The 16,996-nt window shown below is 55.0% G+C and carries 12 protein-coding genes; 7 read left to right on the top strand and 5 right to left on the bottom strand.

Features of this window, described 5'->3' with window-relative positions:
* Window positions 1-64 precede the first annotated feature (64 nt).
* The 3 genes from WKK33_RS07865 (at window position 65) to WKK33_RS07855 (ending at window position 5,076) form a co-directional block, all read left to right on the top strand.
* Window positions 65-874 carry an alpha/beta fold hydrolase gene (locus tag WKK33_RS07865; protein ID WP_337933245.1) on the top strand — a complete coding sequence of 270 codons (810 nt, stop codon included), beginning with the start codon at window positions 65-67 and terminating at the stop codon, window positions 872-874.
* Window positions 875-1,089: 215 nt separating this feature from the next.
* Complete coding sequence (gene gyrA, locus WKK33_RS07860) at window positions 1,090-3,744, top strand: DNA gyrase subunit A (protein ID WP_287768609.1); 2,655 nt, start codon at window positions 1,090-1,092, stop codon at window positions 3,742-3,744.
* Window positions 3,745-3,837: 93 nt separating this feature from the next.
* On the top strand, window positions 3,838-5,076 hold the full coding sequence (locus tag WKK33_RS07855) for a hypothetical protein (protein ID WP_337933243.1): 1,239 nt from the start codon (window positions 3,838-3,840) through the stop codon (window positions 5,074-5,076).
* A 127-nt stretch (window positions 5,077-5,203) separates the two neighbouring features.
* Here the strand turns inward: WKK33_RS07855 and WKK33_RS07850 are convergent, their stop codons facing one another.
* The 5 genes from WKK33_RS07850 to WKK33_RS07830 all read right to left on the bottom strand — a co-directional run bounded on the left by WKK33_RS07850 (window position 5,204) and on the right by WKK33_RS07830 (window position 11,861).
* The gene (locus WKK33_RS07850) at window positions 5,204-5,839 is read right to left on the bottom strand and encodes a tellurium resistance protein TerC (RefSeq protein ID WP_337933241.1); all 636 of its coding nucleotides are present in this window, start codon (window positions 5,837-5,839) and stop codon (window positions 5,204-5,206) included.
* Window positions 5,829-6,554: a DUF5932 domain-containing protein gene (locus WKK33_RS07845; protein ID WP_215758771.1), complete on the bottom strand. Its 726-nt coding sequence runs from the start codon at window positions 6,552-6,554 to the stop codon at window positions 5,829-5,831. The genes WKK33_RS07850 and WKK33_RS07845 overlap by 11 nt, the downstream gene beginning before the upstream one ends.
* Before the next feature lie 8 nt (window positions 6,555-6,562).
* Complete coding sequence (locus WKK33_RS07840) at window positions 6,563-9,907, bottom strand: DUF5112 domain-containing protein (RefSeq protein ID WP_337933239.1); 3,345 nt, start codon at window positions 9,905-9,907, stop codon at window positions 6,563-6,565.
* 178 nt (window positions 9,908-10,085) lie between these two features.
* The gene (locus WKK33_RS07835; protein ID WP_337468813.1) at window positions 10,086-10,757 is read right to left on the bottom strand and encodes a bifunctional 4-hydroxy-2-oxoglutarate aldolase/2-dehydro-3-deoxy-phosphogluconate aldolase; all 672 of its coding nucleotides are present in this window, start codon (window positions 10,755-10,757) and stop codon (window positions 10,086-10,088) included.
* 78 nt (window positions 10,758-10,835) lie between these two features.
* Window positions 10,836-11,861, bottom strand: coding sequence for a sugar kinase (locus WKK33_RS07830; protein ID WP_215758768.1), 1,026 nt, complete (start codon window positions 11,859-11,861; stop codon window positions 10,836-10,838).
* 198 nt (window positions 11,862-12,059) lie between these two features.
* On the opposite strand from WKK33_RS07830, the gene WKK33_RS07825 reads away from it, so the two are divergent.
* From WKK33_RS07825 to WKK33_RS07810, 4 genes are all read left to right on the top strand, one after another.
* Window positions 12,060-13,124, top strand: a complete 1,065-nt coding sequence (locus WKK33_RS07825; protein WP_215758767.1) for a substrate-binding domain-containing protein — start codon at window positions 12,060-12,062, stop codon at window positions 13,122-13,124.
* Between the two features lie 58 nt (window positions 13,125-13,182).
* Complete coding sequence (locus tag WKK33_RS07820; RefSeq protein ID WP_337933236.1) at window positions 13,183-14,688, top strand: altronate dehydratase family protein; 1,506 nt, start codon at window positions 13,183-13,185, stop codon at window positions 14,686-14,688.
* Between the two features lie 189 nt (window positions 14,689-14,877).
* Window positions 14,878-16,155: a Na+/H+ antiporter NhaC family protein gene (locus WKK33_RS07815; protein WP_337933234.1), complete on the top strand. Its 1,278-nt coding sequence runs from the start codon at window positions 14,878-14,880 to the stop codon at window positions 16,153-16,155.
* Between the two features lie 19 nt (window positions 16,156-16,174).
* Window positions 16,175-16,966, top strand: coding sequence for a hypothetical protein (locus WKK33_RS07810; protein ID WP_337568898.1), 792 nt, complete (start codon window positions 16,175-16,177; stop codon window positions 16,964-16,966).
* The last annotated feature ends 30 nt before the right edge of the window (window positions 16,967-16,996 follow it).

Genomic DNA, 16,996 nt, shown 5'->3' with positions numbered 1-16,996 from the left:
AGCATCCATAATATAATAAGGAGAACACCGACAAGGATTCCACTTCATCAAAAATATAGTAAGCATGAAAAGGATTATTTGCATCGCACTAACAGCGCTGCTCATGGCGCTGAAGGCCAATGCCCAAGAAAGCGTATTGAAGATTCCCTACGGCAAGGGCGAGGGCAAGAGCATCTACGGCATCATCAGCAAGCCCACTACGGGCAAGAAGCACGGCATAGCCATCGTTAGCCACGGGTTCAACGGCTCACACCATTTCGGGCGCGACTACTTCAAGACGCTCAACGAGCTGGGCTACGCCGTCTACACTTTCGACTTCCCCAATGGCTCCGTCAACAGCCTCTCGGGCAACAACACCCTGGAGATGTCGGTCAGCAACGAGAAAGAGGCGCTGAAAGCCATCATACGGCATTTCCGCTCATGCAAGGACGTCGACAAGAAGCGCATCGTTCTCATTGGTGAGAGTCAGGGCGGACTGGTATCGGCCTTGGCAGCCGCCGAGCGAAAGCGGCAAATCAGTAGTCTCATACTGATATATCCCGCCTTGTGCATACCCGACAACTGGAACCAACGCTACCCCACACCCAACGACATTCCCGACGTATCGGAGATATGGGGAGTGAAACTGGGCAAGGCGTTCATGCTCGATTTGCGCCACATGGACGTTTACCACACCATCGGGAAGTATCGTGGACCGGTGCTCATCATCCACGGCACCGACGACCCCGTGGTACCGATCGACTATTCGAAGCGCGCAGCCCTTACCTACAGGAACGCGCAACTGAGAATCATCAACAAGGCGGGGCACGGCTTCAACCCACAGCAACGCATCATGGCAAACCAATATGTTCGCCAGTTCTTATCAAACCAATAAGCATATGGCGGCAACCACTCACAACGGAGCGGGTGCCGCCCTTTTGTTTTCGGCCCACATGCGCCCTTGGCGCCACACATCGCGTTTTAGGCGTCTTATTATTTGCGTATGTGGAAAAAATGTAGTAATTTTACGCCTTGAAAAAAGGGGCAAAACGCCGTAGAGCGCAAATAAACGCCCTTAAATCGAATTTCTCATAAATTATTCAATAGGAAATGGACGAAAATCAAACGATCGATCAGGATCGGATTATGAAAGTCAACATTGAGGAGGAAATGAAGTCGTCCTACATCGACTATTCGATGTCGGTCATTGTGGCTCGTGCCCTTCCCGATGTGCGCGACGGTTTCAAACCCGTTCACCGACGCATCCTCTATGGAATGCTTGGCTTGGGCAACACCAGCGACAAGCCCTACAAGAAGTGCGCCCGCGTGGTGGGTGACGTGCTGGGTAAGTACCACCCCCACGGCGACAGCTCGGTGTATGGCGCACTGGTAAGAATGGGCCAGGAATGGAACATGCGCTACAAGCTGGTCGACGGACAGGGTAACTTTGGTAGCGTGGACGGCGACTCTCCTGCCGCCATGCGTTACACCGAGTGCCGCCTCTCGAAGATGGGTGAACACATCATGGACGATATCGACAAGGACACGGTTGACATGGTGAACAACTTCGACGACACGTTGAAGGAGCCGGCCGTGATGCCTACCATGATTCCGAACCTCTTGGTCAACGGTGGCAACGGCATTGCTGTGGGTATGGCCACCAACATACCAACCCACAACCTGGGCGAGGTGATCGACGGATGCTGCGCTTACATCGACAACCCCGACATCGACATCGAGGGACTGATGAGCTACATCCCCGCGCCCGACTTCCCCACAGGCGCTTACATCTATGGCTTGGACGGCGTGCGCTCGGCCTACGAGACCGGACGCGGACGCATCATCATGCGCGCCAAGGCCGAGATTGAGAGCGACGACCATGGCGACCGCATCGTGGTGGACGAGATTCCCTATGGCGTGAACAAGCAGCAGCTCATCGAGTATATCGCCGAACTGGTGAAGGAGGGCAAGCTCGAGGGCGTGTCGAACGTCAACGACGAGACGGGCCGACAGGGCATGCGCATCGTGGTGGACGTGAAGCGCGACGCCAACGCCAAGGTGGTGCTCAACAAGCTGTTTAAGATGACGGCTTTGCAGAGCTCGTTCTCGGTCAACTGCATCGCACTTGTGCCCAACAAGAACGACCACTCGCTCTTGCGCCCGAAGCTCCTGAACCTCAAGGAGTGCATAGGCTACTTCATAGACCACCGTCATGAGGTAACCATCCGCCGCACACAGTTTGACCTTAAGAAGGCCCATGAGCGCGCACACATCCTCAAAGGTCTCATCATCGCGTGCGACAACATCGACGAGGTGGTGCACATCATCCGAGCCAGCAAGACACCGGCAGAGGCTCAGGCCAACCTGGAGAAGCGTTTCAACCTTGACAACATCCAGTCGAAGGCCATCGTCGACATGCGCTTGTCGCAGCTCACGGGTCTCCGCATGGAGCAGTTGCACGCCGAGTATGAGGAACTGATGAAGCGCATCGAGTACTTGCAGCAGATTCTCGACGACCCCGAGTTGTGCAAGAAGGTGATGAAGGACGAGTTGCAGAACGTGAAGCAGCAGTATGGCGACGTGCGCCGTACACAGATCATCCCCGACGAGCACGAGTTCAACGCCGAGGACTTCTACCCCAACGACCCCGTGGTGATCACCGTGAGCCACCTGGGTTACATCAAGCGCACACCGCTGAGCGACTTCCGCGAGCAGGCTCGTGGCGGCGTGGGAAGCAAGGGGGCACACACGCGCGACAAGGACTTCACCGAGTATATCTATCCCGCCACCATGCACCAGACCATGCTCTTCTTCACGAAGAAGGGCCGCTGCTATTGGCTCCACTGCTACGACATTCCCGAGGGCGAGAAGACCTCGAAGGGACGCGCCATACAGAACCTGCTCAACATCGACCCGGGCGACTCGGTGAACGCTTTCCTGCGCTTGCGCGGACGTGGCCTGGAGAACGAGGAGTTCGTCAACAGCCACTACGTGGTGTTCGCCACCAAGAACGGTACGGTGAAGAAGACGTCGCTGAAGGAATACTCACGTCCGAGAACCAACGGTGTGATCGCCATCAACATCGCCGAGGGCGACGAGGTGGTTGACGTACGCCTGACCAACGGTCGCAACGAACTGATCCTGGCCGACCGCAACGGACGTGCCGTGAGATTCGACGAGGCCGACATTCGCACCATGGGCCGCACGGCTACCGGTGTGCGTGGCATGCGACTCGACGGAGGCGACGACGCCGTGGTGGGCATGATAGTGGTGAACGACGCCAGCAAGGAGTCGGTGATGGTGGTCAGCGAGGAGGGCTACGGTAAGCGCTCTGAGGTGGAGGACTACCGCAAGACAAGCCGTGGCGGAAAGGGTGTGAAGACCTTGGCCGTGACGGATAAGACCGGACGCCTGGTGGCCATCAAGAACGTCACCGACGAGAACGACCTGATGATCATCAACAAGAGTGGCATTGTCATTCGTCTGGCCGTGGCCGACGTGCGTATCATGGGTCGCGCCACACAGGGCGTGCGCCTCATCAACCTCACCAAGAAGAACGACGTCATCGCCAGTGTGTGCAAGGTGATGAGCTCGGAGCTCGAGGCCATGGTTGAAGCTGAGAGCCGCCAGAAGTTCTCGGAGAACAACGAGCATTTCGCACAGTCGACAACCGCTGCCGACGCTCAGGACGCACCCACCGAGGTGGGCGAAAGCCAGGAGCCCGAGGTGGAAGGCGACGACCAGAACGGCAACACCGACGAATAAATTCACAAGTAACAAGTAACAAATGGCTTCCTTGAATCGTCTGACGATAGAGGAAGCCAATAAGGAAAACATAATTTTTAAAACGATAAACTTATGAAGAAGTTAATGATCGCAGCACTGATGATGCTCGGCACATCGGCTGCATTCGCAGGAGACAGTGAGCCATTGAAGGCCATCCTGAAGGCAAAGACCTACCCTGAGGCAGAACAACTGTTGAAGACCAACCTCGGACAGTTGGCCAACTCTGAGGAGAAGGCTAAGGCTTACAACCACCTCACCAAGCTCGCCTTGGAGAAGTTTGACAAGGAGAACGCCATCCAGGCTGCCAACATGGCTGCCGTGGTGGCCAAGCAGCCCGAAACTCCTTACGACACACTGGGCTTCTACGAGGCAGCCTACAACGCTACCATGAACGGTTTGGAGTGCATGAAGTATGACGCTGAGCCCAATGCAAAGGGCGCCGTGAAACCTAAGTACACCGAGAACCTGAAGATGCTCATCGCCAACACGCGCATGCAGCTCATTACCGCTGGTAACCACTACGCCGGCTTGGGCGACCAGGATGGCGTGTTGAAGTACTGGGGTACATTCCTCGACTCGGACGACAACCCCATCTTCGCCGCTTCAAAGGCTCAGGAGGCTCAGTTCATCGGACAGGTGGCTTACTACTCTGCTCAGTTTGCCAACCAGGCCAAGCAGTATGAGCGCGCCGAGAAGTATGCCGACATCGCCATGAAGGACGAGGCTATGCGCGAGAAGGCTCAGACCTTTAAGTATGCCATGGCTCAGCGTAACCTCAAGACACACGAGGACTCGGTGAAGTATGTGAACACCATCAAGGAGCTCTATCAGCGTGAGCCGGACAACGAGATGGCTTTCGGTACACTCTGCAACATGTACAACGAGTTGAACATGAACGCTGAGCTGAAGGCGCTCATCGACGACAAGCTGGCCAAGGATCCCAACAACCACACCGCTTGGGCGCTGAAGGGCCAGAGCCTGATGAACCAGAACACAACGGCTGATAATCCCAACTGGGACGAGTGTATCGAGGCTTTCAAGAAGGCTATCGAGATCGACGGCACCAACCCTGTGATCCTCACCTACCTCGGCTATAGCATCAACTCGAAGGCCGCACAGGTCAATGGCGACCGCGCCGCTCAGAAGGCTCTCTACAAGGAGGCTATGGGTTACCTGGAGCGTGCCAAGGAGATCGATCCCAACCGCGAACGCGCCAACTGGGCTTATCCGCTCTACCAGTGCTATTACCTGGTGTACGCTGCCTCTGATCCACGCACTTTGGAGATGGAGAAGTTGCTGAAGAGCAAATAATCAATAGCATATAATTCTACAAAACCATAAATCGGGTGGTCTGCTCATCAAGGAGCGGACCACCCGATTTTGGTTTATGAGGTTCCCTCTGTTGGGGAATGGCATCTTGCTAGGAACGACAAGGGCCTTAGGCTTCGGCCATTTCGAACACGTAGATCAGGCTGTTGATAAGTTGGCTGGCCACCACGTAAAGCAAGAGCAAGGCCACCAAGAGCCTGTGTTCGGAACAAACGCCACGGCCAATGTCGGCAAACGAATGGTAATGGTTGGCCAACAAGCCGTAGAAAATGGATACAGTGACACACACAAACGCCACAATGGGAAGGATGGCCACAGAGAAACTACTCGGGAACAAGTCGCCCGACACGCTGAGCAACACGGCGTGGGGCAGCATCGTCAGACCGGCCACGGCGGCCAACTCCAACAAGAAAAGGACGAGGCTCGACCGAAATGCAAACTTCTGCAATGAGGTGAGCGGAGGACCTTGGCGCAGGAAGGCTTGGCGCATTGCGCGGCACGAGCCGCTCGACCGCAAGCTACCTATGGCCAATCCCAACAGCACAAGCCACACCAGGATGGGCGAGGCCTCGTTGTCGACATACGAACCGAAAAACCAACGCACACCACGGGCCGACAGCAACGAGTTGACGGAACTGTCGGGAACGGCGGCCGACCAGAGCCACGACACCAGGACGAGAACGATCTGGGCCAAGGCGCAAACCACCGAGAGGTGGTGAATGGTTTTCTCTACATCAATCCTCATCAGGCTGTAGGTTGTCGATGTCGATAATGCGCAGCTCCAAGGCTCTCACCACCAAACGGGTGGCGTTGACGCCCATGCCGCCATTGCCTTCGGGGAACAACTTCTGAACCAGTTCGTTCTGTCGCTTTTCAAGGCTCTTCACACCGAAAGGCATGCCACGCAGGTTGGTTATCTGCTCCTTGGTGTAGCCCAGCGCCAAATGGCGGAGGAAACGCTCGTCATATTCGTCGATCTCATAATTGACCAACGCCTCTTGCCGCAACAGTTCGTTGTCGACGCTATGCTTGAAGCGCTCCACGATCTTCTCCAGGATGGGTTGGTTGAACACCAGCTGCTTGCCGTCCATCACGCTGGCCACATCGCTACGCGTAAGGAGTTCGCCCGTCTTGAGAATGATGCCGTCGCAGCCCGCATCGAGCACATCAACCCATAGCTTCTCATTCAATATCTCGCCCGTAAAGATAAGTACCTTCACCTCAGGATGTTCCTCCTTGGTCTGTCGGCATATCTCCACACCCACGGTGGTGGAACCGCCCAAGCCAAGATCGAGCAGCACCAAGTCGGGCAACTGCTGCTTCATAAGTTTCCGGAAAGAAGCCTCGCTATCGGCGGTGCCGATGATGTGGGCCTCGGGAATGTCGTTGCGAATGATGCCTTCGGTGCCTTTAAGCTCCAAGGGCACATCTTCTACGATGATGATATTAAAGTCTTTCATATTCTCATTTATGTTTTTGGGGTCGTTTTCTTTAGTTGTTGGGCGCAGATGGCGGGCATAACGATGTGGATATTCACCACATCGGCATTGATCGTCGACGTGATGCCACAGGCCCTAAGGTTGGTGGCCTCGCCCATCTCGCGCGTAATCTGGCGGCAGAGCAAGAAGTCGAGATTGAGGGTGTAGGGCGTGAACAGGTCGTGACTTTGCCGCTCGTTGAGCCTCAGCTGGGTCATCTCCACCACCACATCCACATACCGGGCGTCGCGTGGCGTAACGCGAACGGGCGGCTTCTCGTTCTTGTTGAGCTTGCGCAGAAGTTCGAAGAGGTAGCTCGTCATGTCTGAGTCAATGCGAATAGCGCCGATCTGCCTCATGGCCTGTTGCGAGAGGATGGCGTAAAGCGCATGGTAATAGTCCACCACCTCGGCGATGGCAGACAGGTTGTCATCGCTTCCATCCACCAGTTGTCGGATGCGAGAGGGGTAATACATGGTCTCGTGCTTCAAGGTGGAGAGGCAGTTGTCGAGCACACTGTTCGACACATGGAGCCTATCGGTCTCCATCTTCAGGCGCCGAAGCTCATCACCCGCAAGTTCGATGGTGGCCTGTTGCGACGTGGTGCGCTCAATCGACACGCGCAACGCCTCGCGTATCTTCTCCACAATGTCGGTGAGATTCTTCTTCTGTTGGTCGGTCAGGTCAAACTGCCGGAAGTCGGCCAACGTCTCAATGCCGCGTAGCTTCTGCTCATCGGGGTGGTCTTCGAGCAGCAATCGGTTGATGCCATTGATGCGGTCGATGCAGAATTGGTAGTTCAACAAGTGACGATAGTAGAGGAAATAATAAGCTGGGAAGATGACGATGAGCAACAACACCAGCAACACGAGGGCGACGACCTTGTTGTTCTCGCTTCGTTGCATGGTGCGCACATACTCCGGCAGACTGCTATCCGACGACGCCTCACGGAACAAGCGTGTATAAACTTCGTTGTACTTGCGGTATAAATCCCACTGATGGAGGGCGAGCGCAGCCACGGCACACTCGTTGCTGATGTCGAGAATGACCGCCGTATCGGTCTCCGACACATAGCGATGGCAACTGTCTGCAAAGCGCAACGTTTGCTCATACCGTCCGTTGATGTTGGCAAAATAGGCACTATCGGCGTAGCGCACGGCCATGTCGTGTGAGCGACCGCGATGTGCCACGGCGTCAGACAGGCCACCCACAAGCAGCATGGCCATAACGAGAAGGCGCACAATGCCCTTGGGCAAACGGAAGAAGAAGCGTGAGCCACGCCCCGGCGTGCTCTCCACATTGATGGCGCACACCTGGAAGATGCGACTCATCTTGCGGTATTTCTCGATGATGCCATAGCAATTCTTCAGTCCGAAGCCATGGCCGCCGGTATAGGTGTGGTCGAAGATGTGGGCACATTGCTCGTCGGTCATGCCGCATCCGGTGTCGCTAACGCTCACCTCCACATAGGCGTCGGTCTCTTGCGCCGCAATGGTCACGCGTCCTTCGGCGGGCGTAAACTTGCGGGCATTGTCGGCAATGGTATTGATCATGAAGAGCGTAAGCGTCTTGTCGGCCTTCACCACGGCCGTGGTGGGTTCCACGCTCAGCGTGATGCCTTTCAACTGGAAACCCATCTTGCTGCGCCCCACCATGTCGAACAACGACTGGAGCGGGAAACTCTCGATGTTCAAGCGTATGTCGCCGCGCTGCATCTGAATCCATTGGGTCAGCACGTTGTTGTAATCGTTGATGGTGTCGGTGAGCTCGGTGATATACTCGTAACGCTGGTGGCGAACCTCGGGGGGATCGGTTCGATTGAGCAAACGTTTCACCTCGTTGGCCATGCGATCAATAAACGGCATAACGCTGTTCACCAACAATATCTTGGCACGTTGCTCCAGGTTGCGGCGTTTATTCTGTTGCAAATGCAGGCGTTCCACCTCCATTTGTTCTTGCAATTCCTCATAACTCTCTTCCACCTCCTCATTGTGCTGCTCATTGCGCTTTTGCCATTGGCGAAGGGGCGAAAGAAGCGCATCGAGCGAGAAGCTTTCGTCGCTACGGCGGCGCATCCTATCGAACATAACAAGCAACACCACGACCAACACCACCATCGCAATGACGGCCAACAACATGAGGTTGAGCTGGCGCGAGGAGTTGAGCAACTTATCGGCACGGGCCTCCAACAGGCGGTCCTGTCGGGTCTGCTCTTGCAAGTCGAGGTAAATATTGCGGTTGCGGTCGCTGTTCACCTTGTCGTCAACAGCCGAATACACAAGGCACAACTGTTCGCGAATAGAAGCCACCAAGTCGGGCGCCTGATTGATGGCGCTGTCTTGTTGCAAGGCGCGAGTGAGGCAAAAGAGCGACGAAGAATAGTCGTGGATCTGCCAATAACATTCGGCCAAGGTACGGTTGGCACCCGCCACCTGGTAAACATCGCCATAACGGGTGAAAAGGTCCAAGGCCCGTTGGGCGAGGTTTCCGGCCAACAACGAGTCGGGCATATCGTCGACATTGATGTATTGCATGATGGCCGCATTGTCGGCAATGAGCCGCGCGCACTGCTCAGGTTGTTGCAAACGTTCACTGATGGCCTGCAACGCCTGCGCCTCCCAGTAGGGACTCTCAAACTCGCGTGCCGTTACGTAGCAGCGCATGAGGTATTCGAACTCTGTCTGAACGGTCTCCTCGGGTGTGGGTTCCTTCACAATGCCGCCCGATCCGATGTTATACAGATAGCTCAACACCTGCGCCGTGTCTTGCCGAATGAAACCGTTGGGGTCGATTCCGACAATCGCGCCAATGGCTTGGTCGGACAATCCCACATAAAAAAAGTAGGTGGAGGCCACAATGCGAAACTCTATCTCAGCGTAAATCAAGCGGCGTTTCTCATGGGCCGACAACATACTGACATCCTCGCGAAGGCGTTTCAACCTGCTTTCGGCGCGTTCACGATAGTCGTAAAAATCCTTGTTGCGACTTTCGCGCTGACAAAGGCGCATCAGTTGGACGTCGGCAACAAACTGTTCTATTTGGTTATCGGTCTTCGCCAGCACATCCTCCAACTGACGCTGGGCCTGCCGATATTGCATCTTAGCCAAACTCACGAAGGCAAGGTTGTTCAAGGCCTCAGCGTAGCCGTCGTCGTAACTGTCGGCCAACTGCATGGCTCGTTGCGCATAAACCTTTGTGGAGTCGAGATTGCGATAGTGCCATGCATACGACTCCTCGTTCAACTCGTCGACAAGAGCGGTGTCGCCGCTACCACAAGCTGAAAGAAGCATGGTCAGCAGAAAGGCCAAAAGGGTCGGCAGTAACTTAAAACGCATGGTCTTGAAAAGCATAAACCGGAGGAAGGCTATCGTCTATCCATCCCCCGGTCTCATTGGTTACAGGGCAGGCTTACAACCTCTCAATGGGTTGTCCGTCGCCTATTCAATATGTTATCAACGTTGTTTCGGTCAACTGTGCGACACAATCGCCAGCGACACAACGCACAATTCTCAGTTAAGCGCGAGCTTCCTTGATGTAGCCCAGAGCCTCAACACACTTGTCGGTGATGGCCTTCCAGTTGCCAGCTGCCACCACATCCTTCGGGAAGAGCTTAGAGCCCATGCCCACGCAGAGCACACCAGCCTTGACCCACTCTGTGAGATTCTCCTTGTCGGGGCTCACAGCGCCAGTCACCATAAGGTTCGACCAACGAAGCGGAGCCAATACATTCTTCACAAACGAAGGGCCACCCACATTGCCTGCGGGGAACACCTTGGTGACGTCGCAGCCCATGGCCTGGGCGTTGCTCACCTCCGTCACGCTGCCGCAACCCGGCGAATAGGGCACCAAACGACGGTTGCAAACGGTGGCAATCTCGGGAACGAAGTTGGGACCCACAATGAAATTGGCACCCAACTGGATATAGAGAGCGGCCGTGGGAGCGTCGATGACCGTGCCAGCGCCCAAGATGAGCTCGGGGCACTCGGTGTCGGCCCACTTCACAAGCTCACCAAAGATCTCATGGGCGAAGTCGCCACGGTTGGTGAATTCAAACACACGCACACCACCCTCGTAGCAAGCCTTGATCACGTTCTTGCAGAGTTCGATGTCCTTATTGTAGAAAACAGGCACCATACCTGTCTCTTTCATAGCTGTTATAACCTGAATCTTATTAAATTTTGCCATTATATTATTGGATAATTCGTCTGTAATTGTATGAAGTGAAGCGAGGGGACAAGCGTTCATGGCTATCCCCACGACATGTTATCGCTGCACGCGACCATTGGCGTTGCCGCCAGCCAAGCTCAGCACCTCAGCCTCGCTCACCAAGTTGAAGTCGCCAGGGATGGTGTGCTTCAATGCCGATGCTGCCACGGCAAACTCGAGCGCCTGTGCCTGATCGCCCTCATACTTCAGCATGCCATGGATCAATCCGCCAGAGAAGCTGTCGCCACCGCCCACGCGGTCGATAATCGGGTTGATGTCGTAGTGCTTGCTCTCATAGAAGTTCTTGCCGTCGTAGATCAAGGCTTTCCAGCCATTGTGGGTGGCAGAGAAGCTCTCACGCAAGGTGGAAACCACATACTTGAAGCCAAACTCCTTCATCATCTGCTCAAAAATCTTGTGATAACCGCTTGCGTCGGTCTTGCCGCCTTCCACGTCTGCGTCGGGTTTGAAGCCCAGGCAGAGCTGAGCATCTTCCTCGTTACCAATGCACACGTCCACATATTTCATCAACGGGCGCATCACGGAGATGGCCTTTTCTGAGGTCCAAAGCTTCTTGCGGAAGTTCAGATCGACCGAAACGGTCACACCATGGCGCTTGGCAGCCTCGCAAGCCAGGCGTGTCAGCTCAGCGGCCTTGTCGGAAATGGCGGGAGTAATGCCACTCCAATGGAACCATTGGGCGCCTTCCATAATGGCGTCGAAATCGAAATCTGAGGCGTCAGCCTCGGCGATCGAACTGTGCGCACGGTCGTAGATCACCTTCGACGGACGCATGGAAGCACCTGTCTCTGCATAATAAAGACCCACGCGGTCGCCGCCACGAGCAATAAATCGGGTGTCAACGCCATAACGACGCAGGGCGTTAACGGCGATCTGTCCAATCTCATGGGTGGGCAGTTTAGACACGAAGTAAGCCTCATGACCATAATTGGCCAGGCTCACCGCTACGTTAGCCTCACCACCACCGGGAATGATGCGGAAGTGATCGGTCTGTATAAAACGATCGTTGCCCTCAGGAGAAAGGCGCAACATAATCTCGCCTAATGTTACGATTTTAGCCATTCTTGATTAGTTTTATGTCTTGTTATTTTGTGATATCTTAATAATGTGTCACTTATTTCATTCGCAAAAATAACCATTATTTTCCAAATTCATGAATCATTTCACCAAAAATCGCCGTTTTAATAGAAAATATCGCTCTGTGCTTTCGCACAATCGAAGTTTTATTACTACATTTGCAAAAGAAAAAACAACTACATAATGACAGAGAAAATCAGAATCAAGGACATCGCCATGAGGGCTGGCGTGTCGGTGGGAACGGTCGACAGAGTACTCCATGAGCGCCCCAACGTGTCGGAATCGGCACGCAAGAAAGTGGAAGAGGCGCTCAAGGAGATGAACTATCAACCCAACATGTATGCCTCCGCATTGGCTTACAACCGCTCTTATACGTTCTACGTGCTTATCCCCAAGCACGACCAGTTGGCGTATTGGGAGGAGATTGAGGAGGGCGTTCAGACGGCCGTAAACGCGCTGCGCGACTTTCACATCGCTGCCCACATCGAATACTACAAGCGATTTGACGAGGGATCGTTTGAGGAGGTAACCGACAAATGCCTGCAAAACAATCCTGACGGTTTTGTCATTGTGCCTACAGATATTGAGGTGACACGCAAGTTCACCGACAAGCTCCACGGGATAGGCACACCCTTTGTGCTTCTCGACTCCTACATGCCCGACCTTCGCCCGTTGGCATTCTTCGGCCAGAATTCGTTCTCGAGTGGCTATTTCGCCGCTCGCATGTTGATGCTCATCGCCAATCAGGAGAAAGAAATTGTGCTGATGAAGATCACGAAGAATGGCCAAATGATGAGTAAGCAGCAAGACAACCGTGAGGTTGGCTTCCGCCATTACATGCGCGACCATTACCCCAGCATTGAGATCATCACACTGGAGATGCCCTTCGAAGCCACTCGCGCTGAATACGACGAATTGTTAGAAAACTTTTTCGCACAACACCCACACATCCACCAATGCATCACATTGGGCTCAAGAGCCCACATCATGGGCGATTTCCTGCTGAGGACCAACCGTCGCGATGTGCAGATCATGGGTTACGACATGGTGGGAAAGAACGCCGAATGCCTGCGATTGGGCAGCGTGTCGTTCCTCATCGCCCAGCACGCTTACCAGCAAGGCTACTTCTGCGTCAACGCACTCTTCCGCGCCATCGTACTGAAGAAGAAGGTGGAACCCGTCAATTACATGCCCATCGAGCTCCTTACCAAGGAGAATGTGGACTTCTACCGCCGCGAACAACTTTAACGGCGACACACAACACATCCCGGAACTGTGCTCCCAACACACACAACCCCATAGCAACATGAATGAAGCATCGTTCATCAAGATCAACGCCAAAGACACAGTCGTGGTGTGCCTACGCCCCCATCAGGCTGGCGAGACCATTGAGGTCGACGGCAAGAAGATAACCGTCGCGCAAGAAACACCAGCCGGCCACAAGGTCCTTATCAGCGACACGCGGCAGGGCGACGACATCATAAAATACGGATACCCCATCGGCCATGCGGCCATGGACCTCAAGGCGGGGCAGTGGGTCAACGAGAACAACCTGAAGACCAACCTTGCAGGCACGCTCTCCTACTCCTACAACCCCATCGACACCACGCTTAGCAAGCCTACCGGCAACGCCACGCCACTCACCTTCAAGGGCTATCGACGCGCCAATGGCGAGGTGGGCGTAAGAAACGAGCTGTGGATTGTGCCTACCGTGGGCTGTGTGAACGGAACGGCCGAGCGGCTCGCCGCGATGCTTTCCAAGGAAACTCAACTGGTGGGAATCGACGCCGTACACGCTTGGCACCACAACTACGGATGCTCCCAACTGGGTGGCGACCATGAGAATACGCGCAAGGTACTGCGCGACATCTGCTTGCACCCCAACGCAGGAGGCGTATTGGTGTTGTCATTGGGATGCGAAAACAACCAGCCCGACGCTTTCATGGAGATGCTGGGCGACTACGATCACGACCGCATCAAGCTGTTGGTGACACAGAAAGTCGACGGCGACGAAATGGAAGAGGGCATGAACCTGCTGCGCGAACTGTACCAAACGGCGCGCCAAGACCACCGAGTGGACGTGCCCATCAGCGAGTTGCGTGTGGGATTGAAGTGCGGAGGCAGCGATGGCTTCAGTGGCATAACGGCCAATCCGCTCGTCGGCGAGTTCTCCGACCATCTCGTATCGCAAGGCGGCACCACCATTCTCACCGAGGTGCCCGAGATGTTTGGCGCCGAGACCATTCTCATGAACCGATGCAAGACGCCACAACTGTTTGAGAAAACCGTGAGTCTCATCAACGACTTTAAGCAATATTTCCTCTCCCATGGCGAACCCGTGGGCGAGAATCCATCGCCCGGAAACAAGGCGGGAGGCATCTCCACGCTCGAGGACAAGGCGTTGGGATGCACCCAGAAGAGCGGTCGCGCCGCCGTGAGCGGGGTGCTGGCATACGGCGAGCGCCTGTCGGAACACGGCCTGAACCTCCTCTCCGCTCCTGGCAACGACCTTGTGGCCGCCACAGCCCTGGCCGCTTCGGGATGCCAATTGGTGCTCTTCACCACAGGCCGAGGCACGCCCTTCGGCACATTTGTGCCCACAATGAAGATTGCCACCAACAGCCATCTCGCCACCCGGAAGGCCAACTGGATCGATTTCAACGCTGGTGCGCTCATTCAAGGAACGCCCATGCCCGAGCTCGTAGACCAGCTGACACGTCAAATCATCGACATTGCCAGTGGACAGCCCACACGCAACGAGCAGAACGGATATAGCGAGATCGCCATCTTCAAGAATGGCGTGACGCTGTAAGCGAAAGCAAGCCAAGAAGCCACATATAAGATGTGGCTCTCTCAGAGCAGGCAATACAAGAAGCCACAAAAAAGACGCGGCGCTCTCAGAGCAGGCAAACGCAACTGCCATAAGAATTGGAGGGAAACATACAGAAAACAGAAATGACACTATAATAACATAAAAGTGGGGAATACAAACACAAGCGAAATGAATAAAAAAGGACTGTTGGCCTTATCGCCACTCATTCTTTTCATCACCCTCTATTTGGCGCTGAGCATTGCCGCAGGCGACTTCTACAAGGTTCCCATGACGGTGGTGTTTCTCATATCGAGCATCTATGCCATCGCCATCTCAGGCGGTTTTCCGCTAAAGAAGCGAATCGACATATTTAGCAAGGGTGCCAGTTCGAGCAGTCTCATGCTCATGCTGTGGATCTATGTGCTCGCAGGAGCCTTCGCGGCGTCGGCCAAAGGCATGGGCGCCATCGACTCCACAGTCAACCTGGCCATCTCCGTGTTGCCAGCAAGCATGTTGTTGCCGGGCCTCTTCGTGGCCTCGTGCTTCATCTCATTGTCTATCGGCACAAGCGTGGGTACAGTGGTTGCCCTCGTGCCCATTGCCGCAGGCATAGCCCATGGCACAGGACAAAGCGTACCGCTGATGACCGCTGTCATCGTGGGCGGCGCCTACTTCGGCGACAACCTGTCGTTCATCTCCGACACAACGGTCGTTGCCACACAGACGCAAGGTTGCCGAATGAGCGACAAGTTTCGGGTAAACTCACTCATCGTGGTGCCCGCCGCTGTGCTCATCCTGGCCGTCTACGCCATCATGGGCAGCGACATGCAAGCGCCCGCCAGCGTGGGCCACACCGACTACGTGAAGGTTTTGCCCTACCTGGCCGTACTCGTCGCCGCCATCTGCGGCATGAACGTCATGGCGGTACTGGTCATCGGCATCGTCCTTTGTGCCGTCATCGGCATGGCCAAGGGCAGCTATGACTTCTTCGACTGGCTGGGAGCCATGGGCCAAGGCATCACCAGCATGGGCGAGCTCATCATCATTGCCATGATGGCGGGCGGCATGTTGGAGATCATACGTGAGAATGGCGGCATCGACTACATCATCGAAGCGCTCACCAAGCACGTTCACGGCAAGCGTGGCGCGGAGCTCTCGATTGGTGCGTTGGTGAGCCTCGTCAATATGTGCACGGCCAACAACACCGTGGCCATCCTCACCGTGGGATCCATTGCCAAGCGCATTGGCGACCGCTATGGTGTCGACAACCGCAAGTGTGCCAGCATCCTCGACACATTCTCGTGCACCGTGCAGGGCCTCATCCCTTACGGCGTGCAGATGTTGCTCGCTGCCGGACTGGCTCATCTCAACCCCGTGCAGATACTGCCCTATCTGTATTACCCCATGGCCATCGGCGTAGCTGCACTGGCGTCGATCCTATTCAGATACCCCAAACGATACAGTTGATAAAAGCAAACGGTCGATCATGAACATCATAACACGCAACTTCTTCCGACTATTGCGCTCGGGCGCTCTCAACGAGTATGAGCCCATGGAGCCCATGTCGGCCTTCAAATGGCGAAGGCTCGACCAGATGGTGCATGCCCAACATGTGGAGCGTGCGGCCCTCAAGGGCATCAAGAACCATCAGTTTGACGAAATGATGAACATCCCCGAGGACTTGGCGAACCAAACGCCCGACAACTCAGCTCACCAAGAGGAGCCGAGACTGAGCAACCATTACCTCAACTTTCGACTGAGCCGCATAGAAAACGCCGAGCGACACGCCATCGACACCAATGTGGATGCGCTCAACGTGCTAAAGATTATCGTGGGAAACGTGTCGTCGATGCTCAACCACGGCACCATGCTCAGCGGCATCATCGAACTTGGAAGTTACCTTCGCAACAAGGGCGACAAGGTGGATTTCGTGAAGCTCGACACCTGGTTGGGCAAGCTTCAGTTGCGCCGCATGGCCCAGCTGCAGGGTTCCATGCTCATGAGCGTGTTCAATTTTGAGCAAGACGAGTTGCCTTTCGTGCGCCACGTGGAGTCGGCCGCCAACAAGCTCGTGCTGCGATCGGTGACCCACAGCGCCAGCGACACGGCCGAAGAGTGGCACTTCCGCCAACTCAGTTCGGGCTTTGTACAAAACAACTCAGCCCTTCTCAGGCGCAACCTCAGGCGTAGCCTCCGATACATCACCTACGCCCCGTTGGAGACCGTCAGCAATTTCTTCAACAATTTTGCACGTTCGCTGCAAGAGATTGAGGAGTAAACATCAATCAAACAATAGTCAACGGGCATG

It is taken from the genome of Hallella sp., from assembly GCF_037460745.1.
Lineage (GTDB): Bacteria > Bacteroidota > Bacteroidia > Bacteroidales > Bacteroidaceae > Prevotella > Prevotella faecis.
The sequence above is the reverse complement of the archived record's forward strand: the minus strand, read 5'-3'. Positions and strand labels throughout refer to the sequence as shown.